The organism is Plantactinospora sp. ZYX-F-223, from assembly GCF_039649625.1.
Lineage (GTDB): Bacteria > Actinomycetota > Actinomycetes > Mycobacteriales > Micromonosporaceae > Plantactinospora.
On the sequence record NZ_JBDJAV010000035.1, the window covers coordinates 43,745 to 69,940 of the forward strand.

Here is a 26,196-nt window from a genome sequence, read left to right on the forward strand (position 1 = left end):
GCCGCCGTCGTTCGGGGCGACGCAGGCCCGGACGGACGAGACGACCGTCCCCGGAGGACGATCCGAGTCGGTTTGGTGGCCGATCCGCGAGCCGGCGCGCCGTGCTGACACCGCCGCCACGTGCCCGCAACGACGCCGACCATCCAGGGAGGACATAGTCAGTGATCTATTGGAGGACCTCCAGCCACGCCCCTGAGCTGGGCAAAGAATCCTAGTACCAGCAACACGCGTCGCGGCAACCACCGACGTTCATTTATCAACTTCCATGGATAAATCGGTTCAGGATCTGGTGTGCCGGTGCACGCTCGATTACCAAGGTGTTGCCGGACCGTCAACACCCGCGGTCCGGAGGGGCAGCCAGCCGGGGGCCGGTGCCACCGCGGGAGGGCCGGGCCGGGGATGCGCCAGGACGGCACCAGAAGGCCCTCGGCCACCCGACCACAGAAACCAAACAGAAGGGACACAAAGTGAGACGGAGCAGGTGTTTCCTATCGCTCGGGATGTCACTCGCCGTCACCGCCGCAGCGGTCATGACCGTGGTGACCGGGACAGGCACGCCCGCCCAGGCGACACCGGTCACCATCACCAACGGCACGCAGTTCACAGACACCGGCGGCAACCCGCTACAGGCCCACGGCGGCGGCGTACTCAAGGTCGGCAACCACTACTACTGGTTCGGCGAAAACCGCAACCCGGACAACACCTTCCGCGCGGTCTCCGTCTACCGCTCCACGAACCTACGCGACTGGGAATTCCGCAACAACGTCCTCACCCAGTCATCCGCAACCGAACTCCAGGTCGCCAACATCGAACGACCGAAAGTCATCTACAACACCAGCACCGGCCGGTACGTGATGTGGATGCACAAGGAGAACGGATCCAACTACAGCGAAGCCCGCGCCGCCGTCGCCTCCTCAACCACCATCGACGGCACCTACACCTACCACGGCAGCTTCCGACCACTCGGACAACACATGTCCCGAGACATCACCCTCTACAACGACAACGGCACCGCCTACATGATCTCCGCCGCCGACGAAAACTACGACCTACACATCTACCGACTCACCGCCGACTTCCTCAACGTGTCCACCCTGGTCGGCAACTTCTGGAACGACGCCCACCGCGAAGCACCCGCGATGTTCAAGCGGGGCAACACCTACTTCCTCCTCACCTCAGCAGCCACCGGCTGGAACCCCAACCAGGCCCGGTACGCCACCGCGCCGAGCATCTCCGGCCCATGGACCGGCTGGACCAACGTCGGCGACTCCACCACGTTCCGATCCCAGCCGACGTTCGTCCTCCCGATCCAAGGCACCACCACCACCAGCTACCTCTACATGGGCGACCGCTGGGCCGGCGCCTGGAACGGACCGGTCAACGACTCCCAGTACGTCTGGCTACCGATCACCTTCCCCTCCACCACCAGCATGAGCCTCACCTGGTACCCGTCGATCACCATCGACACCGACACCGGCACCATCACCGGCCAGTCACCGCCCTACTACCGCATCACCGCCCGGCACAGCGGCAAAGTCATGGACGTGGTAAGCAACTCCACCGCCAACAGCGCAGAGGTCAAACAATACGGCTGGAACGGCGGCGGAAACCAGAAATGGGAATTCCAGGACGCCGGCAACGGCTACTACCGGATCATCAACCAAAACAGCGGCAAATGCCTCGACGTCGCCTCCGCCTCCACCGCCGACAACGCGAACATCGTCCAGTACACCTGCGGCAACGGCACCAACCAACAGTGGCAATGGATCACCACCGGCAGCTACCACCAACTACGAGCCCGACACAGCGGCAAATGCCTCGACGTGGTCAGCGCCGGCACCACCGACGGCACCGACATCACCCAATACACCTGCGGCAACGGCACCAACCAACAATGGACACGCACCCAGTCGTGACCCCTGGACGGGCGATCCGGGTGGCCGACGGCGACGAACCCTGGCCGCCACGGGCGCCACGAACGCAACGCCGACTGCCACGGGGCCGCGACCTGAGGTAAAGCCGGGGAATCGCCCCACCCCTCGCGTGTTCGTCTATGTCTGTTTCTGACCGAGTTGGTTCGATAAATGGCGCGACAGTTCACATTGGATTAAACACATGTTGCTGGGGCGTCGCGGCCGCCGGCACGGTCGCCGCCAGTCCGAGTCGGCGCACCGGCGCACACCGAGCGGGCAGCCACACACAAGCAGGACGGCACGGATCCGCCGTACTTGGCAACAGGATCCCCGTGAGGAAGGACGAGACCTTGGCGATCCAACAGGCCATCAGATCGGTCGAAACCATGAACAACACTCGACATGATGAGGTATCGACGTCCCGTCGGCGATCACTGAACCTTTTTCAACCTCCCCTTGCGGTCCGGCGGACCGCAAGGTCGGACGCGGTGCGTGAGCGCCGCGCGGTCCAGGTTGAAAAAGGTTCACTGGGTCGCGTCCTCATCGGCGCTCTGGCCGCGGTGACGCTGATTCCGGTCGGCGCCGTCAGCGGCGCATCACCGGCCAGCGCGGCCACCAACCAGTTCAGAGGTATGAACTGGGCCGTGCTGGGTGACAACTTCAGCACCGGCCCACTCGTCGTCCAAGGCCTGAGCCAGTCCGACAGCAACGCGACTGTGCGCGCCAAGGCCAATGCCCTCTACGACGACATGGCGGCGATGGGGGTCAACACCGTCCGGCTGCCCATCAACACCCACACCGTCGGCACGACGTGGTGGAACAACTACCGGGGCGCCATCGATGCCGCCACCGCCCGCGGGTTCAAGGTCATCCTCGCCTATTGGGAGGACGGCGCCGCCTCCGGCGGCAGGATCACGAACATCGCTGCGTGGAACACGATGTGGTCCCGCGTGACCAGCACCTACGGCTCCAATACCAACGTCTACTTCGAGCCGATGAACGAGCCCCACGGCTACAGCTCGGCGGACTGGCGCAACGTCGCGGCGAACTGGCTCAGCTACCACTACTCGGCGGTGCCCGGCCGGACGCTCATCGGCGGCACCGGCTACAGCCAAGACCTACGGGACGTCTGCAACGACAGCCGCTTCAGCGGAACGTTGCTGTCCTTCCACCACTACGCCTTCTTCTACAGCGCGATGACGTACGACGCCTTCCGAAGCCACATTCAGACCCGCCTCGGGAACTGCGCCTCCCGCGCGGTCGTGACCGAGTACGGCGCGCCGATGTCCACCGGCCTCGACTACGCCAACACGAGCAGCACCGACAACTTCGTGCGTCACATTCGCGCCATCACACAGGTCATGCGTGACAATCAGATGGGCGGCACCTACTGGCCCGCGCTTGGCGGCAAGCCCACCGGAAGCCTCGGCTACGACCATTACTCGATGTTCGCCCTGAGCGGCAGCGGCACCAATCTCAACCTGACGGTCCGCAATGCGTCCGGCCGTGACCGCGTCCGGTACGGCTGGGGACTATGAATCGGCCCCACGCCGCACCTGTTGAACGAACCAGCACTCCCGGAATGGCCGCCGACGGCGGCTTCGCAACACCGGTACCACCCAGCAACAGTTAGGCCCGCCCGTCCAACGGTCGCCTCCACCTGATTGAACCTTTTCAACCTGGACCGCGCGGCGCTTACGCACCGCGTCCGACCTTGCGGTCCGTCGGACCGCAAGGGGAGGTTGAAAAAGGTTCATTGCGGGCCCGCGGTACGACGCGCCCCCGGCGCCGGGCTTCGTGCTCGGTGCCGGAGGGCTTCGTCGTTCCCCGTGGCGACCGGCTCCTTCCGGTGTGGCTCCCCCGGCTCGGCGTGGAAGACCCACGAGATCGGCTACTGGGCGGAACTGGAGCCGGCCACCTCATGCTGGCTAGCCCGGATCGCTGGTCAGGTCGACGACCCTCAGCGCGACGGGAAGCGGCCCCGAGCGCAGTTGGCTCACCAGCGCCTCCGCCGTCGACCGGGTGAAGTTCCCGACGATCTGGGCGTCGCCGGTGAGTACGGTCTGGATCGTCGGTGCGGAGACCACCACGTCGTCCACGACGATGGCCACCTGGTTCGCGCCGTCCCCGGCACCTGACGCCGTCCTGGTCAGCTCGGTGAACCGCTGCTGCCCGACCGAGGTGAAGCCGATCGTCACCACCCACTGACCATGTGTCTCCAGGGTCGCCGTCGCCTTGCTGATGTCCGCCGCCGACACAGCGGCGGAGTCGAGCAGATACCTGCTCGGCGGTTCGGCCCGGTCGCAGGTGGCGGTCCATTCGCCGGGCGCGGTGACCACGTCGACCGGGCGAGCCAGCAACTGCGCACAGGTCACCGTCGACACCACATATCCCACCTCGGGCGGCAGCACCGCGACCTCGGCGCCGGAGAGCGCCGCGAACGGGGTGAGCGCCTCCCGCGTCACCGGATCGATCTGTTCCGGAGCGGGCCGATCCCGGACGAGCGACTGGGCGACCTCGTACGCCCGACCGAGCTTGGTGATCACCTGGTCCCGGCTGGGCGGCGGTGCGGTCTGCGGGCCCGGCACCGGCGGGGTGCCGGCGGCCGAGGCGTCGGGTCGCTGCGTGGTGGTGGCGAGTACGCGACGGAACTCGAGTTCGCCGACGGCCACCAGGGCGCGCAGTTTCTCCTCCTGGTGGGCACCGGCCACCCGCACCACGATCCTGCGGTCGCCGGACCGCTGCACCGACGGATCGGCCAACCCAGCGGCCTCGGCCCGGCCGGCGAGTGCCCGCCTGGTCCGTTCGAGCGCGTCGTCGGCGACGGGGGCGATCGCCTCCACGGTGATCGTGGTGCTGCCGCTCGGGACGTCGGAGATCCGGTCACGGACGACGACGGTCAGCAGCGCGATCCCGGCACCGCAGAGAACGGCCAGGGCCAGCCCGCCCGCCACCAGCACCGCGACGACCTTTCGCCTGCCGGGCGGTGGGCCGGGCAGGCCCGCCGGTGGCGTCCCGGCCGGTACTGACGGAGGTTGACCGTGGCCCATGGAACGGAGCTTACTGAGCTTCAGCCACCGGATCGTCGGTCGGCTGGTTGAGGCGGGCGAGCTTGCCACGTACCCCGTCGAAGTGGGCGTGCATCGCGGCGACGGCGGCCGCCTTGTCCCCGGCGGCGATCGCGGTGTAGATGTCGCGGTGCCGGCGTGCGACGTCGGCCGGCGTCTCGTCCGGGGTCCCCAGCTCGCTGCGGAGCTGGTAGAAGACCTCCCAGAACGCGCCGAGCAGGCGGCCGACCAGCGGGTTGCCCAGCGGCCGGTAGAGCAGTTCGTGGAAGAGCCGGTCCGTCTCCGGCGAGACGATGCCGGCCAGCGCCTCCGCCTCCATCCGCTCGGTCACCTCGGCGACCGGCGCCAGATCGAGCTCCTGCGGCCGGTCGATCAGCCGCTGGACCAGTCCGCTCTCCAGGACCTCGCGGATCTCGGTCAGATAGCCGAGGTCGTTGCGCCCGTCCTGCAGGGTGATCCGGCTGTGGAACGCCAGTTCGTCGACGAAGCCGGTGAGCGACATCCGGCCGACGAACATCCCGAAGCCGTGCCGGATGTCCACGATGCCGACGGCCTGCAGCGCCTTGAGTGCCTCCCGCACGGAGTTGCGGCTGATCCGCAGGTCCTTCATCAGCTCCGACTCGGTGGGCAGCGGGTCCCCGGCCGCGAGCCGGCGTTCGAGGATGAGGTCCTTGACCGCCTCCTGGACCTCGACCGCGCGGCTCAGCCGGGGTCGGGCCCGGCGGTCGGGCGCGGCGCGCTCCCGCTGGGTCGGGCGGTCGGTCATGGCGTCCCGCCGAGGCGACGCCGGCTGGCCTGGCGGATCGGGGCCGTATCCGGACTGGACGTCCTACGACGATGTTCGGCGGCAGGTCGTGACGCCGCTGTGACCGCCTGCCGATCATGGCGAAACCGTGCTGACATCTCCAGGTAACCCTCTCTTGACCCGCACACTGATCGACCTCTAGCCTCCAGTCTAATGCCAACATGGGATGTGGGACGTCCAACTTCCATCGCACACATAACTGCCGACGCCTTGTAGGAGGCACCGTGAGCGCCCCGGTATCTCGGCCCGTCTTCAGCCGTCGCGACTTCCTGCGTTACAGCGGAGCGCTAAGCGCGGCGGCGACCATCGCGGCCACTGTCTCCGCCTGCGAGTCCGGCCCCGCCTCGACCGGTTCGGTCGGCGCCGCTAACGACAAAGACCTGGTCACCGCCGTGATCGGGTACGGCAACGACCAGAGCTGGGACCCGACCATGACGGCCTCGGCCTTCTCCATGGCCGCGATCGGGCACATCTACGAGGGTCTCGTGGAGACCGACCCGATCACCCGTGAGCCGTACCCGGCGCTCGCCACCGCGTTGCCCGCCGACCCGGCGGCGACCTCGTGGAAGCTCACCCTGCGTCAGGGTGCGAAGTGGCACGACGGGCAGCCGGTCACCGTCGACGACGTCGTCTTCACCTTCCAGCGGATCCTCGACCCCCAGGCGAAGGTGCTGCTCTACAGCTTCTTCGGCGCCTGGCTCAAGGAGGTCAGGAAGGTTGACGACACCACCGTCGAGGTGGTCTTCAACTTTCCCTTCCCGGACGCCCTCAAGCGCCTCGCCATCGCCAAGATCATGCCGAAGCACGTCTTCGGTGCGCCCGGCGGCTGGGATGCGGCCAAGGGCGGCAAGGCGGTCGGCTCCGGCCCGTACCGGATGACCGCGCACAACCCGAAGTCGAACACCACCTTCGAGGCGTTCGCCGACTACAACGGCCCGCGCAAGGCCCAGTTCAAGAAGATGAACTGGCTGTCCATCGTGGATGCCGCCGCCAGGGTCGCGAAGATCTCCGGCGCACATGCCGAGGCGCAGATCGCCGACAACATCCCCTACGCCAACATCGCCCAACTGAAGGACTCCGGGCTGACCGTCGAGGGCGGCAAGGGCATGAACCACATGTTCCTGATGTTCAACACCGGCGCCAAGCCGTTCGACGACGTACGGGTGCGGCAGGCGCTGCTCTACGCCATCGACACCGGCAAGATGATCGAGGTCGCGCTCAAAGGGCACGGTACGGCGGCCACCAGCTTCCTCAACGAGCAGAACCCGTCCTACGCCAGGGCGAAGACCGTCTACAACTACGACCCGGACAAGGCCAGGTCGCTGCTTGCCGCCGCCGGCGTCACCAACCTGTCGGTCACCCTGATGGCGGTCAACGTGAGCTGGATCAGCGACTGCCTGCCGACCGTCGCGAACTCCTGGAACGCGATCGGGGTCAAGACGACGCTCCAGCCGCAGGACACCAGCGCGCTGTTCACCAAGATGGACCAGTCGCAGGACTACCAGGTGGTCGCCGCCGCCTCCAACCCCAACCAGTTCGGCATCGACGCCGACCTGATCCTGCGCTACAACTACACCTCGGGCGGCACCTGGATGAAGTACACCCGGTGGGACACCAGCCCGGCGGCGAAGAGCATCTTCGACCTGATGGACCAGGCGATCCGGGAGCCGGACGAGGCGAGGAAGCTCGCCCTGACCCGCCAGTACCTGGACATGGTCGCCGAGCAGGCGGTGCTCTACCCGGTGGTGCACACCGAGCTGATGACCGCGTGGGACCCGAAGAAGATCTCCGGGATCCGCCCGCAGCCGTACCCGGGGTTCAACCTGCTACAGGCACAGCGCCGCTGATCGCCAGTGCCGCGGCCGGCGTCCCCCCGCCGGCCGCGGCACTCATCGCCGAGGAGTCCGACCGTGGCAGCGATCGCCAGAATGCTGGTCCGCCGCATACTCATCCTGATCCCGCTCCTGCTTGGCGTGATCCTCTTCGTCTTCATCGTCATGCGGTTCTCGCAGAACAAGCCGGAGTACGCCTACTTCGCGGGCGCCAACCCCACCCCCGAGCAGATCCACCAGTTCCAGGTCGAGAACGGCCTGCTGGATCCGCTGCCGCTGCGGTACGTGCGGTTCGTCGCCGATCTGGCACAGGGTGACCTGGGCACCAGCGTGCTCACCAACGCGCCGGTACTGGATTCGGTGCTGACCGCGCTGCCGCTGACCCTCCAGCTCACCTTCCTCGGCCTGCTGGTCGGCGTACTCACCGCGCTGGTGTTCGGGGTCACCGCGGCGATCTTCCGGGACCGCTGGCCCGACCAGCTCATCCGGGTCGTGTCGCTCGGCGGGGTGGCCGCCCCGGCGTTCTGGCTGGCCCTGCTGATGATCCAGTACCTCGCCGTGGAGCAGGGCCTCTTTCCGACCGGCGGCTACGTCAACCCCGCCGACTCGGTCAGCGGGTGGCTGCGGTCGATGACCCTGCCGGCCCTGTCGTTGTCGCTGCCGGTCGCGGCCCAACTGACCCGGATCGTCCGGACGTCGATGGTCGAGGAACTGGACCGGGACTACGTCCGGACCGCCATCGGCAGCGGTCTGCCGCCGATCGTCGTGGTGGGCCGGAACGTGCTGCGCAACGCGTTGATCAACCCGTTGACCGTGCTGGGTCTGCGGGTCGGCTACCTGCTCGGTGGCGCGGTGGTCATCGAGACCATCTTCTCCCTGCCCGGCATGGGCAAGCTGATGATCGACGGTGTCACCAACGGGGACCCGGCCGTGGTCCAGGGCGTGGTGCTGACGATCGCGACCGGGTTCGTGGTGGTCAACCTGGTCGTCGACATCCTCTATCTACTGGTCAACCCGCGACTTCGGAGCGCAGCCTGATGCGACCAGGACTGACGAGACGTCTCGCCCGACCGGGCATCAACTTCAAGCGGCTCTCCGCACCGGCCTGGATCTCGCTCGGCGTCGTCCTCCTCATCGCGCTCGCCGCGCTCTTCGCCCCGCTGCTGGCGCCGTACTCGCCGCTGGAACAGGCGGCCACCGCCGACGGGGCCCCGTCGGCGGAGCACTGGATGGGGCTGGACAGCGCCAACCGGGACATCCTCAGCCGGCTGCTGTACGGGGCGCGGTGGTCGCTGATCATCGGCCTGGGTGCGACCGCCCTGGCCCTGGTCGTCGGCGCGGTGCTCGGTGCCGTCGCGGCCACCTCCCGCAAGTGGGTCGACGAGGGGGTCATGCGGACGCTCGACGTCATCATGGCCTTCCCCGGCATCGCGCTGGCCGCCGTGCTGGTGGCGGTCTTCGGCGGCGGCATCCAGGTGCTCGTGCTCGCGATCGCGTTCCTCTACATGCCCTCGGTGACCCGGGTGGTCCGGGCCAACGTGCTGGCCCAGTACGGCGAGGACTACGTGGACGCCGAGAAGGTCATCGGCGCCCGCACGCCGTACATCGTGATCCGGCACGTGGCGATCAACTGCGCCGCGCCGGTGCTGGTGTTCTGCACGGTGATGGTCGCGGACGCAATCGTCTTCGAGGCGTCGCTCTCGTTCATCGGCGCCGGGGTCCGGCCGCCGGACCCGTCCTGGGGCAGCGTCATCGCCGACGGCAAGAACATGGTGCTACTCGGCGGCTGGTGGGCCACCGTCTTCCCGGGCCTGCTGATCCTGGTCACCGTCCTCGCGCTGAACATCCTCTCCGAGGGGGTCTCCGACGCCTGGGCGGCACCGACGGCCCGGCGGGTGCCCGGCGCGAAGAAGCCCGCCGAGGGCGACGCGTGGGAGCAGGCCGCCCCCGGGTCCGGCGAGCTCACCGAGCTGCCCGGCCTGGCCGAGGCGGCGCGGCGGCTGACCGAACGCGCCCGGCCGCTCCCGTCCGGTCCGCCGATGCTCCAGGTGAAGGAGTTGGCCATCGGCTTCGAGGGCCGGCACGCCGGGGTGGACATCGTGGCCGGCATCTCGTTCGACGTCCGGCCGGGCGAGGTACTCGGCCTGGTCGGCGAGTCGGGCTGCGGCAAGTCGCTGACCGCGCTGACCATCATGGGGTTGCAGCCGAGGGGCGCCCGGATCGGCGGCGAGATCCGGTTCGACGGCAAGGATCTGCTGAAGCTGTCCCGCTCGGCCCGCCGGCGGCTGATGGGACACGACATGGCGATGGTCTACCAGGACGCGCTCTCCTCGCTGAACCCCGCGATGACCATCAAGGCGCAGCTCAAGCAGGTCGTCCGACGCGGTGGCCGGCGTACCCCGACCGAACTGCTGGAGATGGTCGGGCTGGACCCGGCCCGGACCCTCTCGGCGTACCCGCACGAGCTTTCCGGAGGGCAGCGGCAGCGGGTGCTCATCGCGATGGCCCTGTCCCGGGACCCGAAGCTGATCGTCGCCGACGAGCCGACCACGGCCCTGGACGTGACGGTACAGGCGCAGGTGATCGAGCTGCTGCTGCGGCTCCGCGCCGAACTCGGGTTCGCGCTCATCCTGGTCTCCCACGACCTGGCCCTGGTTGCCGACGTCACCGACCGGGTGGTGGTGATGTACGGCGGGCAGATCGTCGAGACCGGCGTCACCGCGGCGCTGGTCGGCGCTCCGGCCCACCACTACGCCCGCGGGCTGCTGGGCTCGGTGCTCTCGCTGGAGGCGGGTGCGCGGCGGCTCACCCAGATCCGCGGGGTCGTCCCCTCCCCGGCCGACTTCCCGGCCGGCTGCCGATTCGCCGACCGCTGCCCGATGGCCACCGAGATCTGCCGTACCGAGGCGCCACTGCTCACCGGTGCGGTGCACGGGCACGCGGTCGCCTGCCACCATCCGGCGATCGAGATCGCGACGCCGGTGGCCGTCGGAACGGAGGCACGCTGATGGCGGCGACCCTGCTGGAGCTGCACGACGTACACGTGGTGCACCGGGCGCGGTCCGGCGGGATCTTCTCCCGGGACCGGGTCTACGCGCTCACCGGCGCCGACCTGACCATCGCCGCTGGCGAGACGGTGGGGGTGGTCGGCGAGTCGGGCTGCGGCAAGTCCACTCTGGCCCGGGTACTGGTCGGGCTGCAGCGGCCGACCGACGGCGCGGTGTCGTTCCGCGGCGAGGACGTCTGGTCGATGGCGACCTCCCGGCGCCGGTCCGTGATCGGATCGACCACCGGGATGGTCTTCCAGGATCCGTCCACCGCGTTGAACCGCCGGCTGCCGGTCCGGACGATCCTGCGCGACCCGCTGGACGTCCACCACCGAGGCACCCGCCGGGAGCGCGACGAGCGGGTCCGCGAGCTGCTCGACCTGGTCGGCCTCCCGTCCAGCGCGGCCGACCTGCTGCCCAGCCAGCTCTCCGGCGGCCAGCGGCAGCGGGTCGCGATCGCCCGGGCACTCGCGCTGCAACCGGAGCTGCTCATCGCCGACGAGCCGACCAGCGCGCTGGACGTCTCGGTCCGGGCGCAGATCCTCAACCTGCTGCTGGACCTGAAGGACCGGCTCGGCCTGGCGCTGGTCTTCGTCTCGCACGACATCCAGACCGTCCGCCGGATGAGCGACCGGGTGGTCACGATGTACCTGGGGCGAATCGTGGAGCAGACGCCCGCGCAAGCGGTACCGCAGCACGCCCGGCACCCGTACACCCGGGCGCTCTTCTCCGCCACGCCCGGGCTGCTCTCCCCGATCGACCCGATCCCGCTGGTCGGCCCGGTGCCGTCGGCGACCCGGCCGCCGAGCGGGTGCCCCTTCCGGACCCGCTGCTGGAAGGCGGACGAGGTCTGCGCCTCGGCGATGCCGCCGGTACAGACCAGCACCGACCGGCCCGACGACCACCTGTTCCGATGCCATCACCCCGTACTGGACGGGGCGAGCGACCTCGAACTGATCAGCCAAGCACAGGAGCGCCCATGACCACCGCCAGCGCCCTCACCGGCGTCATCCCCCCGGTGTCCACCCCGTTGACCCCGGACCTCGACGTCGACACCGGGTCGCTGGCCCGGTTGGTGGACCATCTGCTGGCCGGCGGTGTGGACGGGCTCTTCGTGCTGGGCTCCACCTCCGAGGTCGCGTACCTGCCGGACGGTCACCGCAAGGTCGTGCTGGAGACGGTGATCGGGCACGTCGCCGGGCAGGTCCCGGTGTTGGCCGGCGTCATCGACACGACCGCGCTGCGGGTGCTGGACCACGCCCGGGTGGCGGCCGAGGCGGGCGCGGACGGCCTGGTGGCGACCGCGCCCTTCTACACCCGGACCCACCCGGACGAGATCGCCCTGCACTTCCGGACCATCGCGGCCCGCGGCGGACTTCCGCTGTACGCGTACGACCTGCCCGTCTCGGTACACAGCAAGCTCGGCACCGACCTGGTGCTGGAGCTGGCCGCCGAGGGGACGCTCGCCGGGGTCAAGGACTCCAGCGGTGACGAGGCCGGGCTGCGCGGGGTGATCCTCGGGCGCCGGGACCGCCCGGAAATCGGCGCGTTCAGCGTGCTGACCGGCTCCGAACTGACCGTCGACTCGGCGCTGTGGATGGGAGCCGACGGTGTCGTGCCGGGCCTTGGCAACGTCGACCCGCACGGGTACGCGAGGCTGTTCCGGGCGGCGGGCAAGGGGGACTGGGAGGCGGCCCGCTCCGAGCAGGAGCGCCTGCTGCGCCTGTTCCAGCTCGTAAACGTCGGCGCCGGCCGGATCGGTATGAGCTCCTCGGCGCTGGGCGCCTTCAAGGCCGCGCTGCACCTGCGCGGCATCATCGCGCACCCGACCACGGCGCTGCCGCAGATCCCGTTGAACCCCGACGAGGTCGCCCGGGTCAAGGAGTACCTTGCCGCCGCCGGCCTGGTGTGACCGGGCCCGGCCGCCCACCCGGCGGGGGTCAGGCCGGCTCGGTCAGCGCCTCGACCGGCCGGGCCTCCGCCCGCGCGATGCGTGCCTTCACGTCGCGGAAGTGCAGCCGCATCGCCTCCCGGGCGGCCTCCGGGTCCCGGGCGCGCAGCGCCGCCACGATCCGGCGGTGGTTGACCACGATCTCCGCGGTCCGCTCCTCCGGCGGACCGAGCGCCGGCTCGACCTGGTGGTAGACGTCCCAGAACAGGCCGATCAGCTGGAGCACCAGCTCGTTGCCGCACGACTCGTAGAGCAGCGAGTGGAACGCCCGGTCGGCCTCCAGGTCCCGGTCCATGGCGGTGACCAGGGCGTCCAGCGCGGCGATCCGGGGACCGCTGACGATCTGCGCCACCTGGCCGATCAGCCCGGTCTCGATCAGCTCACGGACCTCGACCAGGTCGTGCAGCGCGCGGATCCCGCCGCCCGGTCCGGAGCGCACCCGGAACGCCAGCGACGGGGTGAGCACGTCGAGTGACGCCTGACCGACGAACGTGCCGTAGCCGTGCCGGATCTCGACGATGCCCAGTGCCTGCAGGGCCCGCACCGCCTCGCGCACGCTGTTGCGGCTCGCCCCGAGCAGGTCCATCAGCTGCGGCTCGGTCGGCATCGGCGCGCCGGGAGCCAGGCGGCGCTCGTGGATCAGGGCGACGATGCGCTCCTGTAGCGACCCACCGTTACGCATTCGCATGCTGCCTCCAGGCTCGTCGAAACCTCGGGTCATAACATCCCACCTCTCGGACCCGGAAGGCCAGGCGGTGCGGGAAGTAACACCGGCGGCACCGCCCGTACCGGATGGAAATCAGCCGGACGTACCTGGCTCACCTGCCCGCTCAGCCGCTTGCCTGCCCGCTCGCGGCCGATCCGGGGCGAACATAGGACGTCTCGTCGACCAGGGAGAGCGGCATCGTGGAGATACTGACGTCGGAGACGCTTGGCGGCACCTGGGGTACGATACTGCTCCCCATCCGCGCCGACGAGTCGATCGACTGGGCGCGTCTCGACCCGGCCCTGGACATCCTCGTCGCCGCCGGGCTCGACGGCCTGTACGCGCACGGCACCGCCGGCGAGTTCCACACCCTCGGCGAGGACGAGTACGACCGGGTCAACGAGCTGCTGGCGCGGCGCTGCGAGCGGCGCGGCGTGCCGTTCCAGATCGGGGCCAGCCACATGAGCGCACAGACCTGCCTGGCCCGGGTCGCCCGGGCCCGTACGCTCCGGCCCGGTGCGATCCAGGTGACGCTGCCGGACTGGCTGCCGATGTCGGGCAGCGAGGTGCTGCGGTTCCTGGCCCGGGTCGCGGCCGTCGCCGACCCGGTGCCGCTGGTGCTCTACAACCCGCCGCACGCCAAGACCCAGGTGCCGGCCGAGCTGTACCCGGTGATCCGCCGCGAGGTCCGCACGCTCATCGGGATCAAGGTCGCCGGCGGCGACGCCGAATGGTACGCCCGGATGCGGCGGGACGCGGCCGGGATCGCGATCTTCGTCGCCGGCCACGACCTGGCGACCGGCCGCCGGCACGGCGCCGCCGGCTCGTACTCGAACATCGCCGCACTCAGCCCGGCCGGGGCGATGGCGTGGCAACGGATGATGGCCGAGCGACCGGTCGCCGCGCTCGACGTCGAGCGCCGGATCCACGCGTTCTTCACCGAACACGTCCAGCCGCTCCAGCGCGGGGGGTACGCCAACTCCGCACTCGACAAGTTCCTCGCCCACGTCGGCGACTGGGCCGACATCGGCACCCGGGTCCGCTGGCCGTACGGCTCGGTCGATCCCGCGCTCGCCGAGCGGCTGCGACCGCTGGCCCGGGAGCGGCTGCCCGAACTCTTCCCGGAGGCGTAGTGCCCCGCCCCACCACCGGGGCGGGCGGGGCAGCACCGTCCTCTCAGGACCGGAGTACCGCCACGCCGCGCGGCGCGACGGTCACCGTGTCGACCGTCCGGTCACGGTCGCCGAGCAGGTCTACCGCCGGGCGGGGAAGCGGTACCGTCACCGGCTCGGCACCGTGGTTGAGCAGCAGCAGGTACGACCGGTCGTCGCCGTGCCGGACCACCGCCTGCAACCCGTCCGGCAGGTCGGGCAGCACCGGCGCCGCCCCGGCCTCGGCGCGGGCGCGGTCCAGCACCGCCCGCATCATCACCGGCTCCGGGCGGGTGGCGAGATACCAGGCCACCCCGGCGCCGTACCGGTGCCGGGTGACCGCTGGCCGGCCGGCCAGCTCCCCGCCGGCAAAGGTCGCGACCGCCTCCGCTCCCTCGAGCTCGACCCACTCCGACCAGACCGTGCCGGTGTGCTGCCGCGCGCCGAACTCCAGCGCGACGGTGCCGTCCGCGGGCAGTGGCCAGAACTCGTCCACCCGCAACCCCAGCACGTCACGCAGCGGCGCCGGGTAGCCGCCCTGGTACGCCCGGTCGCACTCGTCGACGATGCCGGTGAAGAACGACACGACCAGGTGCCCGCCACCGTCGACGTACCGGCGCAGCCGCTGCGCGACCTCGGCGGACATCAGGTAGAGGTTCGGCACGACGACCAGCCGGTATCCGGAGAGGTCCGCGGTCGGCGGAACCACGTCGCAGCTGACGTGCGCGTCGAAGAGCGGGTCGTAGTGCGCCTGCGCCGTTTCCAGCAGGTCCAGCGCGGCCGGGTGGGCGTCGGACTCCAGCGCCCACCAGTTGGCCCAGTCGTGCACCAGCGCGACCTCGGCCCGGACCCGCGTGCCGGCCAGCTCGCCGACCTGGGCCAGCTCCCGGCCGAGCGCCCGAATCTCCTGGTGCGTACGGGTCCGCGTCCCGCCGTGCGGCACCATCGCCGAGTGGAACTTCTCGGCGCCGCCGACCGCCTGCCGCCACTGGAAGAAGAGCACCGCGTCGGCGCCCTGTGCCACCGCCTGCCAACTCCACAGGCGCATCAGTCCGGGGCCCTTGGGGGCGTTGCGCACCCGCCAGTTCACCGCCCCGGGCGCCTGCTCCATCAGCAGCCACGGCTGCCCGCCGCGGGCCGAGCGGACCAGGTCGTAGCCGAAGGCGGCCGCCGTGTGCGCCCGTGGGTCGAACGGGTCCGGGTAGCTGTCCAGGCTGACCACGTCCTGCTCGGCGGCCCACCGGTACGAGTCGATCGGCTTGTGCACCAGGCCGATGAAGTTCGTGGTCACCGGAGTCTCCGGGGTGTGCCGCCGGACCACGTCGCGCTCGGCCAGATAGCAGGCGAGGATCGCGTCGTTGCTGAACCGGGCGAAGTCCAGCTTCTGTGCCGGGTTGGCGAAGGTGGGCGCGGTACGCGGCGGCAGTACCTCCGCCCAGTCGCCGTACCGCTGGGACCAGAACGTGGTGGACCACGCCTCGTTGAGCGTGTCGAGGTCGCCGTACCGGTCGCGCAGCCAGTCGCGGAAGTCGGTGGCCGACACGTCGCAGTAACAGGCCCGCACGTGGCAGCCGTACTCGTTGCCGATGTGCCACATCCGCAGCGCCGGGTGCCCGGCGTACCGGCCGGCGAGCCGCTCGACCAGCCGGCCCGCGTACCGCCGGTAGATCGGGCTGGACGGGCAGTACTGCTGCCGGCCGCCGGGCCACAGCCGGACGCCGTCGACCCGTTCGGGCAGCGTCTCCGGGTGGAGCCGGGCGAGCCAGGGCGGCGGCGAGGCGGTCATGGTGGCGAGGCTGGCGCCGATTCCGGCGTCGGCGAGGCCGTCCATCACCCGGTCGAACCAGCCGAAGTCGTACTCGCCGGGGCGCGGCTCGACGCTCGCCCAGGAGAAGATGCCGACCGAGACGAGCGAGACGCCGGTGTCGACCATCAGCTTCATGTCCTCGACCCAGACGTCCTCGGTCCACTGCTCGGGGTTGTAGTCGCCACCAAACATGATCTTGTTGGGCATGGTCATCGGACGGGTTTCCCCTTCGATCTTCGTACCGTGGAATCTGTCACGGGCGGAGCATGAGGTAGGACGTCCTCGCCGTTCGGACGGTCCATGACCGGTTTCCGGACGCCGTCGAGGCGGGGCGATGGCGCCCACGGCGGTGTGAGCGCCATCGCCACGCGATCCCGGGTCGCTCAGGTGACCCTGTCGAACGGAAGGCGCAGCCCGAGCTTGCCACCGACCGGGAGGTTCCGCCGCTGGACCAGGTCCAGCTCGGTGTCGGTGAGGGCGCGCCGGTAGACGCGTACCTCGTCCAGCGTGCCCCGGAAGCGGTCCACGCCGTCGATCCGCTGCCCGATGTGCAGCCCGCCGGTGCCGAACTCCTTGCCGAGGGTCAGCGAGCCGGCCGGTGCCGGCGCCGACGAGACCTGGACGCCGTCGACCAGCAGCCGGAGCTCGCCGCGCGCCCGTTGCAGCACCACGAAGTGCCACTGCCCGTCGTTGTACGCGCTCTGCGACTGCACGGTGACGTCGAACCGGTCGACCGCGAGGATCGCCCGGATGCGGTTGCTGGCCGGTTCGGCCCGCAGCCACAGCGCCGGCGGGTTGGTGCCCCGGTCCACCCGGTGGAACCAGAGGATCGCGTGCGCGCCGGTCCGGTCCGAGTACCGGATCCAGGAGGTCAGCGTGAAGTCCTTCCCGCCGAGGTCGATCGAGTCGTCGAACTCCACCTCCACCCGGTCGTCGACCCGGTCCAGGCTCAGCCCGTTGCCGAACCGCCCGTCGGTGGTCTGCGCACCGCCACGGACGTACGCCTCGTTGCGGTACGGCGACACGTCCGGGGTGGTCGGGCCGGGTGCCGGCGGCCCGGGGATGCCGGGCGGGACGCCGTTCGGGGTATCCAGGTACGCCTCGTTGAACCGCGCGAACCGGATCTGCTCGTACGGCGTGACGGTGCCGGCCTCGTACATCAGCGCCGCCTCGTCACCGTCCAGGCGCACCATGTCCGAGTATGCCGACGGGCCCCAGTAGAAGACCTTGCCCTGGTCCCAGGTCTCGAACCTGCGCCCCTCGTCGTAGGAGGAACGGATCCCCATCGCCTCCCGGGCGCCGGGGTGCATCGGCGAGGAGTAGAGGATGCGGTCGCCGTCGAACCGCAGCAGCGCTGCCTGCACGTCCGTCGTCGCCAGCGCCGGCACGGTACGGAACGGCGCGTCCCAGGTCTCGCCGCTGTCGCTGCTGATCGCGTACGCCCGGTTGCCGCCGTCAGTGCCGCGTTCGCGGGCCGACGCGTAGATCCGCCCGTCGGTGAGCTCGACGACGGTGAGCTCCTGGGCGATGACCGTACCGTCGTCGCGGGAGGTCTCCGCGCCGATGTTCCAGGTCAGTCCGCCGTCGTCGCTGTAGAGCAGGTGCGAGCCGTAGACGTGCGCGCCGACCCGGTCCCAGCTCTCGAAGCTCGCCCCGACGACCAGCCGACCGGCGTGCGGGCCGTGCTCGAGCTGGATGCCGTGCATCGGGCCGGTGGCGTACCAGAAGTTCCACTCCGGACGCTTGCCCTCGGTCATCTCCCGGGCAGCCGTCCAGGTCGCCCCGTGGTCGTCGCTGTGCTGCACCCAGGGATCCCGGTCGCAGCCGTTCGGACACGGCTCCGCGCCGTTGTGCGTGCTCACCAGCACCACCCGGCCGGTACGCTCGTCGACGATCGGCACCGGGTTGCCGTGGGTGGTGCCGTTGCCCTCGGAGACCACCTGGAGCGGCCCCCACGTCCGACCGCCGTCGGCGGAGCGGCGCAGCACGAGGTCGATGTCCTCGTCGTCGCCACAGTCCTTGACCCGCCCCTCGGCGAACGCCAGGAGCATGCCGTTCGTCGCCCGCACCACAGCGGGAATCCGGAAGCACGCGTAGCCGAAGTCGCCCTGCTTGTAGAGCACCTGCTCGGCCACGAACGGCGCGTTCTCGCCGATCGCGCCGGCGACGAGCCGGCCTTCCGGGACCGCGCCCGCCGGGGCGCCGAATCCGCTGAGGAGCAGGCCGGCGAGGACCGACACGGCACCCGCCCGCCGGCACCGGAGGCGCCCGATACGACCCTGCGGAGGATGACCAGCCTGCATGTCGTCGCCCTTCCTGCCAAGAGGAGGTTGTGACGCAACATCCTACGTCCAACGTGGGATGTTAACCAGAGAGGGATCCCACGCCGTCCTGTCCGCCACGGACGCTCCGGAGCAGTACCCCCCGGATGCATGATCATGCGAGACTGTGCATATACTGTTGATCGTGTCCAAGGTACTCACCTCCCTGCCTGTCGGTGAACGTGTCGGGATCGCCTTCTCCGGGGGCCTCGACACCTCGGTAGCGGTCGCGTGGATGCGTGACAGGGGCGCAGTGCCCTGCACGTACACCGCCGACGTCGGCCAGTACGACGAGCCCGACATCGAATCGGTGCCGGGGCGCGCGATGGCGTATGGCGCGGAGGTCGCCCGGCTGGTCGACTGCCGGGCGGCGCTGGTCGAGGAGGGGCTGGCCGCCCTGGCCTGCGGCGCCTTCCACATCCGGTCCGGTGGCCGTACCTACTTCAACACCACTCCCCTCGGCCGCGCCGTCACCGGCACCCTGCTGGTGCGCGCGATGCTTGAGGATGGCGTGCAGATCTGGGGGGACGGCTCCACCTTCAAAGGCAACGACATCGAGCGGTTCTACCGGTACGGCCTGCTCGCCAACCCCTCGCTACGGATCTACAAGCCGTGGTTGGACGCCGACTTCGTCGGTGAGCTCGGCGGCCGTAAGGAGATGTCGGAGTGGCTGCTCGCCCACGGCCTGCCCTACCGAGACAGCGTGGAGCGGGCGTACTCGACCGACGCCAACCTCTGGGGCGCGACACACGAGGCCAAGACTCTGGAGCACCTCGACACCGGGATCGAGATCGTCGATCCGATCATGGGTGTGCGGTTCTGGGACCCGGCGGTGGAGATCGTCCCCGAGGACGTCACCATCGGGTTCGCGCAGGGTAGGCCGGTAACCGTCAACGGCAAGGAGTTCGCTTCCGCCATCGACCTGGTGCTGGAGGCCAACGCCATCGGCGGCCGGCACGGCCTGGGCATGTCCGACCAGATCGAGAACCGGGTCATCGAGGCCAAGAGCCGGGGCATCTACGAGGCGCCCGGCATGGCCTTGCTGCACGCGGCGTACGAGCGGCTGGTCAACGCGATCCACAACGAGGACACCCTGGCCAGCTACCACACCGAGGGACGGAAGCTCGGCCGGCTGCTGTACGAGGGCCGCTGGCTGGACCCGCAGGCGTTGATGCTGCGCGAGTCGCTGCAACGCTGGGTCGGTACGGCGGTCACCGGCGAGGTGACCCTGCGCCTGCGACGCGGCGAGGACTATTCGGTCCTGGACACCTCCGGCCCGGCGTTCAGCTACCACCCGGACAAACTGTCGATGGAGCGGACGGAGGACTCCGCCTTCGGCCCGGTCGACCGGATCGGCCAGCTCACCATGCGCAACCTCGATATCGCCGACTCGCGTGCCAAGCTCGAGCAGTACGCCCGACTCGGCATGGTCGGGGGCAGTCCACACCCGGCACTGCTCGGTACGGCCCAGCCGACCTCGACCGGGCTGATCGGCGCGATGCCCGAGGGCGGCGCCGAGGCGATCGCCTCCCGTGGCGAGGTCTCCGACGTCGACAAGCTGCTCGACCACGCCGCGATGGAGGCCGGCACCGACTGACCTGTCGGCTCATTCCGAGGTACCGCAGGCGCGCGATCGGGCGTCGTCAACAGCCGAACGGCGTAACCGTCAATCACGGAGTGCGCCGTAGCCCGGCACACCTGGACGATGGCACCCGTACCGGACTCGTCGTGCCGGGTGCCGGTGAGCGTGGTGTCCTCGGAATTCGGTGCCGCCGTCGTGCCGTAGCGGGTGGTCGAGACCGGAAAGGTAATCACGGCGGCCGGCTTCTCCCCCGCACCGGAACGCCAGCAGTTGGCGCCGGGACTGCTCGCCGACGCCGTCCGACAGGCCCAGACCAGCCAGCCGGGAGCGGGGCAGGTCTGCCTACTCCTCGTCCCGCATGGTGGCACCGTACCGGTCGTCGGCGCGCCTGCCGTGGGAGCCGCGGGCGGCGGCGCGGAGGAAGGCGTTGTAGCGGGCCAGGTCGTCCTCCTCTCCGGTGGCGTCCGCCCGGTCGGCGGCCCGGTCGAGTCGGGCCTGTTCACGCTGGTCGGCACGGGCCCACTGGCGGAGCAGGATGATCATGACGATGGCGGCCGGGAGTTCACCGAAGGCCCAGGCGATGCCGGCGCCAAGGCGCTGGTCGGCCAGCGGGGAGGATGCCCAGTCGGGGTGCACGGCGGTGTACCAGTCCGGGGCGATGACGGTGCTCGACTGCATCAGGACCAGGCCGAAGAAGCCGTGTGCCATCATGGCCGCGAAGTGGATGATCACCAGCAGGGGTGGGGCGAGTCGTGGCCGTCCCGGGTCGACGCCGATGAGTACCCAGAAGAGCAGGTATCCGGTGGCGACGAAGTGGGTCAGCATGGCCAGGTGGCCGAGGTGGTAGCGCATCAGGGTGCCGAGCAGGTCGCTGAAGTACAGGCCGAAAAGGCTGGCCGGGTAGATGCCGAGAGCGATCAGCGGGTGGGTCAGCAGCCGGAGCGGTCGACTGTGGATCAGCAGTAGCAGCCATTCCCGGGCGCCGCGCATCTGCCGGTCGGTGGGCCGGCGCAGCGCCCGTAACGCCAGGGTGATCGGGGCACCGCAGACGAGCAGGATCGGCACCGCCATCGACAGCACCATGTGCTGGACCATGTGCGCGCTGAACAGCACGTAGGCGTAGCGGGCGATGCCGAGGTTGGTGACCGCGACGAGTAGCAGCATTCCGGCCAGCCAGCTCGCGGTGCGGGTAGGCGGCCAGCGGTGTCCGGCGCGGTGCAGCCGCCATACCCCGGCGAGATATCCGGCCACCGCGAGGGCGCAGCCGGTGAGGAAGAACATGTCCGGCAGCGGGTCGCCGAGCAGCCGGCCCGGGGTGGGCGGGGCGGGTGGGGTGAAGCCGAGCAGTTCGACGAGCGGGTCCGCGTCGACCGGGTCGGTCGGGATCGGGGTAGGGCTGCGCGACAGCGCCACCGCGAGGCCGAAGGTGGCGGCGAAGACCACCAGTTCCCCGGCGGCGAGCCTGACGAACGCGGCGCGTTCTCCGGCGCGCAGCGCGGGGAGCGTACGGCAGCGGTGTGCCGCGCCGAGCCCGCCGAGCGCCAGCAGGGCGGCGAGTTTGCCGAGGATCAGCCAGCCGTAGCGGGACTGCCAGAGCTGGTCCCAGGCGCCGAGGCGTACCCAGGCGTTGGTCAGGCCGCTGAGTACGACCCCGACGCAGCAGGCCAAGGCGAGCCGGCTGTACCGGGCGGCGGCGTCGGCGAGCAGCCGGTGACGGCGCACCACCAGCAGCGCGGCCAGCCCACCGACCCAGACGGTGGCGGCGAGGATGTGCAGCGCCAGGCTGGTCACCGCGACTTGGTGGTTGCCGGCGCCGGCGGCGTGCCCGGTGAACGCGGGCGGCAGTACCGCCACCAGGGCGAGTCCGGCGGTGGTCGCGGCGGTCGTCCGGGACACGCCGGTCCAGGCCAGTACCGCGACCAGCCCGGCCAGCCCGGCTTGGAGCAGCAGGGCCTGTCCCTGGGAGATCGAGGTGGCGAAGCTGACCACGGTCGCGGCACCGAGTTGCGATGACGGGGCGCCGAGCAGGTCCGAGACGGTCAGCACGATCAAGACGAGGGCGGTGGCCGCCCAGCCGGCGGCCAGCGCGGTGACCCGACGCAGCAGCAGGTACCCCGGTGCGGAGACGCTGGGGCCGTCGCCGGGTAGCAGGAACGCGGCGGTCACCGCCAGCCCGACGGTGAGGGCGGCCAGCGCGTCGGCCAGCAGCCGGACCATCGGCAGGGCGTAGCGGGTGACCGGGCCCGGGTCGGGCAGGCCGGTGATCATGGTGGCGTTGAGACCGTCTCCGGCGGCGAGCGCGAGCAAGAGCACGCCGAGCCCGGCCAGCCCGGCACCGGCGGGCAGCCAGCCGTGTCTGCGGGCCGGGCGGGAGACCGACAGACCGGAGGTGGCCGTGCTCTGCCGCGATCCGGCACTCACCGCGCCGAGGTCCGGCGCCGTCGGCGCACCAGGACGAACCCGGCGCCGACCAGCGCAACGCCGAGCCCGGCCGCACCGGCCCCCCACAGCCCGGCTCCGGCGCCGGTATCCGCAGTCGGCACCCCGGCGGCCGGCGACGCGGACGGGCCGTCGGAGGTTGCCGGCGGGCCGGCCGGGGCGCCGGTCGGCTCCAGTGCCGGAGCCAGCGCGACGGTGAACCGGAACTGTCCCTGGATCGGGTGCCCGTCGGCGGAGACCACCCGGTACGCGACGCGGTAGCTTCCGGACCGTACCGGCTCGACGGGCAGGTGTACCCGCTTGTCGACCGCGCGTGGCTGGCCGGCGCCGTGCCGGACCCCGTCCGGACCGGTGACCACCACGGTACTGAAGTTTCCCCGGACCAGTTCGTTGAAGGTGAGCGTGATCTCGTCGAGTTGTGTGGTCACGGTCGAGTCGGCCCGGGGATCGCTGCCCAGCAGTTGGGCGTGCGCAGCCGCCGGGCGGGCTGCCAGCAGCCCGCCCGCCACGGCGCCGGTGACCGTGAGTACGGCCAACGCCACCAGCCGCCATCCGACGCCTCGCATCGGCCGTCCTTCCTCGTCGTTGCTCGGCATCGCGCCGGTCACCCCAGCACCTGTTCGCCGATCCAGCCACCGGGCTCGCAGCCGGGTGGGATCGCGAAGACCGCGGAGCCGATCGGGGTGATCCAGTCGTTGAGCAGGTCCCGCTCGGCAAGCCGGCGCTGGATCGGCAGGTACTGCCGTTCGATGTCGGCCTGGTAGGCGGCGAAGATCAGGCCGCTGTCGGCCCGCCCGGCGGCGTCCGGCACCCCGTCGTAGTTGTACGGCCGGCGCAGGATCTTGAGCCGGTCGTCCATCACCCGGGCCCGGGTCACGTGCGCGAAGTCCGGCATGATTGGCAGCCCTGCCTCGTTCACGGCCGAGAAGTCGGGCTCATCCTGCTCATGCCGGCCGCTCAGCGGCGCGCCGGTGTCCAGGCGCCGGCCGACCGCGAGTTCCTTGTCGGCCCGGCCGAGCTTGTCCCAGGTCTCCAACTCGGCCCGGATCCGCCGCAGCACCAGGGTGCTGCCATCGCGCAGCCAGTCCGGGCCGTCGCCGACCCAGACCGACTGCTCGAAGGCGGCGCTGCCGGGGCGGGGGTTGGCGGTGCCGTCGAGCTGGCCCATGACGTTGCGCTGGGTGTGCCCGTCGGCCTGCGCACCACGACTGCGCCGGAATCCGCGCTGCACCCAGCGGACGGCGGCGAACGGACGGGCGTCCTTGACCAGCATCCGCTGTGCGTGCGTGACCGTCAGCGGATCGTCGGCGCAGATCTGCACCAGCAGGTCACCACCGGACCAGGCCGGTTGCAGCCGGTCGATCTCGAAGACCGGCAGTTCGGCGACGGACGGCGGCCGACGGTCTTCCCGGCCGGCCGCCACGTACAGCCCGGGGCCGAACCCGAAGGTGATGGTGAGCCGGGCCGGCAGTACGGCGAGTTCCGGTTCGGTGTCGGCCAGCGGCGCCCGTCCCTGGGTCAGCCGGGCAGCGTCGTCGGTGAGCAGCCGCATCAGCCGGCCCAGCGCCGCCCGGTCGACTCCCCGGTGCAGGGTGAAGGCGACGAATGCCGCGTGCGCCTGCGGGTCCGTGCCGATACCGGCCTGCCGCGCGCCGTGGAACGGCTCGACATCCGTACCGACGGCGGTGGCGGCGCCCGGGTCGACCGGTGCCGGTGCCGGTGGCTGCCGGCCGGCGGCGGTCGCGGCGACACCCGCCGCCGCCCCGGCGACCGCGCCACCGACTCCCAGGGCACCGCCAGTGAGCAGGCGCCGCCGGCTCACCGTGCGGGTTTCGGCAGGTTCGGTCACGGCGCCGGGCTCATCGTCATCTGCTGCCCGGGGGTCATCGGCATGCCCGAACTCGGGTCGTAGCTCTCCTCGGCGCCGGTGAACGGCTTGGCCACCGCGGTGAACCCGGTGGTCGTCCCGTCGGCGAAGGTGAGAGTGAAGGTCAGCTCGTCACCGGCCCGGACCGGCTTGCTCAGCTCCATCAGCATCAGATGGTCGCCGCCGGGCTCCAGCACATGGCTGCCGCCGGCCTTGATCGTGATCCCGCCGGTCTTGGGCTGCATCACCATCTTGCCGTCTTTCATCGTCATCTCGTGCAGCTCCATCGGGGAGACACTGGTGCTCACACCGGTGATGGTGACATCGCTGGCGGTGTTGTTGACCAGGGTCCCGAAGGCCGCCGTCATACCCTTGTCGGCCGCCTTGATCCACGGGTCCCGCACCATGAACACGGCGCTGTCGGTGGTCGCCGACGGGGCCGGGCTGGGAGCGGCCCCTGGGGTGTCTGCGGTTCCGCCGCAGCCCGTCGCGGCGAGCACCGCCGCCACGGTGACAGCGAACCTGACCGCCCAGCGGCGTACGCCGGGTGATACCGACCTGCGCATCTGCATTTCCTCCGGTTCTCGCTTCTCGTTCTACTACTGGTCGTCGTGGATCGGTGGTTGGTTCCGGCCCGTTGATCCGCTTGGCCGAGCCGGTCAGGGTCCGGGCCAACAAACCCGGGGCTCGGCGATGCGGACCCTCCTGCCGTCCGTCTGCCGTGGCGGGTGGGGCGACAGGCGCGAGAGCGGTGAGAGGGAACCAGGGGTGATCCGCTAACGGGGCTTGTGGGCGCGCTGGGTACGTCGACGGACGGGGCGGCGTGCTACCCGTCGGCGATCGTGGCGCTGCCCAGGGCCGGGACGGAGCCGTCCGTGGTGGTTCCCGGGGTTGCCGCCGGTCGTCCGGCGCACCACCCGCGATCGACAGGACCGCCACCGGTGGTGGCCGGTCACCTTCGCCCCCGAGCCACCGGTGCCACACCTGCGGCCGATCTCCGGCCAGACCCGGCGACGGGAACGGCACACGCCCGGGCCGACGAACGCCGGGCCGCCTGACGCCGGGCCCCCTGACGTCAGACGGCCCGAAGCCTGCGGGGCGGCTCGGCCATCGCGGCGACCAGGTCCTCCCGCGCCCGGGCGACCCGGGACCGGATCGTGCCCACCGGGCAGTCACATACCCGGGCGGCCTCCTCGTACGAGAGCCCGAGAACCTGGGTGGCCACGAACGCCTCCCGCCGCTCCGCTGACAGACCATCCAGCAGGTGGCGCAATACCACGCCTTCCTCGAACCGCCCGGCCCCACCAGCCCGGCCGGTATCGGCGGCCCTCTGCCAGTCGCCGCCCGCGACCAGCCGGGGCCGGGCCGCCGCGGCGCGGACCTGGTCGACCACGACCCGGCGAGCGATGGTGAACAGCCAGGTGGCGGCCGACGAGCGGCCGGCGAACTTCGGCAGGCTGCGCAGCGCCCTCAGGTAGGTCTCCTGCGTCAGGTCGTCCGCCTCGGCGGGACTGGACAGGTGGGCCAAGAACCGCCACACGTCCCGCTGGGTCGCGGCCACGAACGCCGCAGCCGCCTCCCGGTCGCCACGGCCCGCGGCCAGCGCCAACTCGGTGACGGTCGCATCGCCGTTCATGCCGGTCATCGTGCCGCGACCCTCATCCCCCGCATGTCCCACGGGCGCCGCGGCACCCAATGGATCGAAAC

19 protein-coding genes are annotated in these 26,196 nt (G+C 70.6%); 9 read left to right on the top strand and 10 right to left on the bottom strand.

Features of this window, described 5'->3' with window-relative positions:
* Positions 1–500 precede the first annotated feature (500 nt).
* Both AAH979_RS30060 and AAH979_RS30065 read left to right on the top strand, forming a co-directional pair.
* The gene (locus tag AAH979_RS30060; protein ID WP_346261505.1) at positions 501–1,916 is read left to right on the top strand and encodes an RICIN domain-containing protein; all 1,416 of its coding nucleotides are present in this window, start codon (positions 501–503) and stop codon (positions 1,914–1,916) included.
* A 329-nt stretch (positions 1,917–2,245) separates the two neighbouring features.
* Positions 2,246–3,451 carry a cellulase family glycosylhydrolase gene (locus AAH979_RS30065; protein WP_346261506.1) on the top strand — a complete coding sequence of 402 codons (1,206 nt, stop codon included), beginning with the start codon at positions 2,246–2,248 and terminating at the stop codon, positions 3,449–3,451.
* Between the two features lie 390 nt (positions 3,452–3,841).
* On the opposite strand, the gene AAH979_RS30070 is transcribed toward AAH979_RS30065, so the two are convergent.
* Together AAH979_RS30070 and AAH979_RS30075 are read right to left on the bottom strand one after the other, a co-directional pair.
* Positions 3,842–4,873: a hypothetical protein gene (locus tag AAH979_RS30070; RefSeq protein WP_346261507.1), complete on the bottom strand. Its 1,032-nt coding sequence runs from the start codon at positions 4,871–4,873 to the stop codon at positions 3,842–3,844.
* 100 nt (positions 4,874–4,973) lie between these two features.
* Complete coding sequence (locus AAH979_RS30075; RefSeq protein WP_346261508.1) at positions 4,974–5,747, bottom strand: FCD domain-containing protein; 774 nt, start codon at positions 5,745–5,747, stop codon at positions 4,974–4,976.
* Between the two features lie 263 nt (positions 5,748–6,010).
* On the opposite strand from AAH979_RS30075, the gene AAH979_RS30080 reads away from it, so the two are divergent.
* The 5 genes from AAH979_RS30080 (at position 6,011) to AAH979_RS30100 (ending at position 12,577) form a co-directional block, all read left to right on the top strand.
* Positions 6,011–7,633: an ABC transporter substrate-binding protein gene (locus tag AAH979_RS30080; protein ID WP_346261509.1), complete on the top strand. Its 1,623-nt coding sequence runs from the start codon at positions 6,011–6,013 to the stop codon at positions 7,631–7,633.
* Between the two features lie 63 nt (positions 7,634–7,696).
* Positions 7,697–8,656, top strand: coding sequence for an ABC transporter permease (locus tag AAH979_RS30085; protein WP_346261510.1), 960 nt, complete (start codon positions 7,697–7,699; stop codon positions 8,654–8,656).
* Complete coding sequence (locus tag AAH979_RS30090; protein ID WP_346261511.1) at positions 8,656–10,626, top strand: dipeptide/oligopeptide/nickel ABC transporter permease/ATP-binding protein; 1,971 nt, start codon at positions 8,656–8,658, stop codon at positions 10,624–10,626. The genes AAH979_RS30085 and AAH979_RS30090 overlap by 1 nt, the downstream gene beginning before the upstream one ends.
* Positions 10,626–11,648 (top strand): ABC transporter ATP-binding protein, encoded by a 1,023-nt coding sequence (locus tag AAH979_RS30095; protein WP_346261512.1) that lies wholly within the window; start codon positions 10,626–10,628, stop codon positions 11,646–11,648. The genes AAH979_RS30090 and AAH979_RS30095 overlap by 1 nt, the downstream gene beginning before the upstream one ends.
* Positions 11,645–12,577 (top strand): dihydrodipicolinate synthase family protein, encoded by a 933-nt coding sequence (locus tag AAH979_RS30100; RefSeq protein WP_346261513.1) that lies wholly within the window; start codon positions 11,645–11,647, stop codon positions 12,575–12,577. The genes AAH979_RS30095 and AAH979_RS30100 overlap by 4 nt, the downstream gene beginning before the upstream one ends.
* A gap of 28 nt (positions 12,578–12,605) precedes the next feature.
* On the opposite strand, the gene AAH979_RS30105 is transcribed toward AAH979_RS30100, so the two are convergent.
* Entirely contained in the window at positions 12,606–13,304 is a 699-nt protein-coding gene (locus AAH979_RS30105) for a FadR/GntR family transcriptional regulator (protein WP_346261514.1), read from the bottom strand.
* A gap of 218 nt (positions 13,305–13,522) precedes the next feature.
* Here AAH979_RS30105 and AAH979_RS30110 point away from each other — a divergent pair, with 218 nt between their 5' ends.
* Entirely contained in the window at positions 13,523–14,455 is a 933-nt protein-coding gene (locus AAH979_RS30110) for a dihydrodipicolinate synthase family protein (RefSeq protein ID WP_346261515.1), read from the top strand.
* A gap of 43 nt (positions 14,456–14,498) precedes the next feature.
* Here AAH979_RS30110 and AAH979_RS30115 read toward each other — a convergent pair whose 3' ends face one another.
* Together AAH979_RS30115 and AAH979_RS30120 are read right to left on the bottom strand one after the other, a co-directional pair.
* Positions 14,499–16,493: a beta-galactosidase gene (locus tag AAH979_RS30115; protein WP_346261516.1), complete on the bottom strand. Its 1,995-nt coding sequence runs from the start codon at positions 16,491–16,493 to the stop codon at positions 14,499–14,501.
* Positions 16,494–16,663: 170 nt separating this feature from the next.
* Complete coding sequence (locus AAH979_RS30120; protein WP_346261517.1) at positions 16,664–18,520, bottom strand: sialidase family protein; 1,857 nt, start codon at positions 18,518–18,520, stop codon at positions 16,664–16,666.
* A gap of 226 nt (positions 18,521–18,746) precedes the next feature.
* On the opposite strand from AAH979_RS30120, the gene argG reads away from it, so the two are divergent.
* Positions 18,747–20,198 carry an argininosuccinate synthase gene (argG, locus tag AAH979_RS30125; protein WP_346261518.1) on the top strand — a complete coding sequence of 484 codons (1,452 nt, stop codon included), beginning with the start codon at positions 18,747–18,749 and terminating at the stop codon, positions 20,196–20,198.
* A 327-nt stretch (positions 20,199–20,525) separates the two neighbouring features.
* Here argG and AAH979_RS30130 read toward each other — a convergent pair whose 3' ends face one another.
* From AAH979_RS30130 to AAH979_RS30150, 5 genes are all read right to left on the bottom strand, one after another.
* Positions 20,526–22,604, bottom strand: a complete 2,079-nt coding sequence (locus AAH979_RS30130) for a cytochrome c oxidase assembly protein (RefSeq protein ID WP_346261519.1) — start codon at positions 22,602–22,604, stop codon at positions 20,526–20,528.
* Complete coding sequence (locus tag AAH979_RS30135) at positions 22,601–23,188, bottom strand: copper resistance CopC family protein (protein ID WP_346261520.1); 588 nt, start codon at positions 23,186–23,188, stop codon at positions 22,601–22,603. The genes AAH979_RS30130 and AAH979_RS30135 overlap by 4 nt, the downstream gene beginning before the upstream one ends.
* A 38-nt stretch (positions 23,189–23,226) precedes the next feature.
* Entirely contained in the window at positions 23,227–24,444 is a 1,218-nt protein-coding gene (locus AAH979_RS30140) for a Dyp-type peroxidase (protein WP_346261550.1), read from the bottom strand.
* A 23-nt stretch (positions 24,445–24,467) separates the two neighbouring features.
* Positions 24,468–25,055: a copper chaperone PCu(A)C gene (locus tag AAH979_RS30145; RefSeq protein WP_346261521.1), complete on the bottom strand. Its 588-nt coding sequence runs from the start codon at positions 25,053–25,055 to the stop codon at positions 24,468–24,470.
* Positions 25,056–25,564: 509 nt separating this feature from the next.
* A complete protein-coding gene (locus AAH979_RS30150) occupies positions 25,565–26,125 on the bottom strand; it encodes a sigma-70 family RNA polymerase sigma factor (protein ID WP_346261522.1) in 561 nt (186 codons plus the stop codon).
* Positions 26,126–26,196 lie beyond the last annotated feature (71 nt).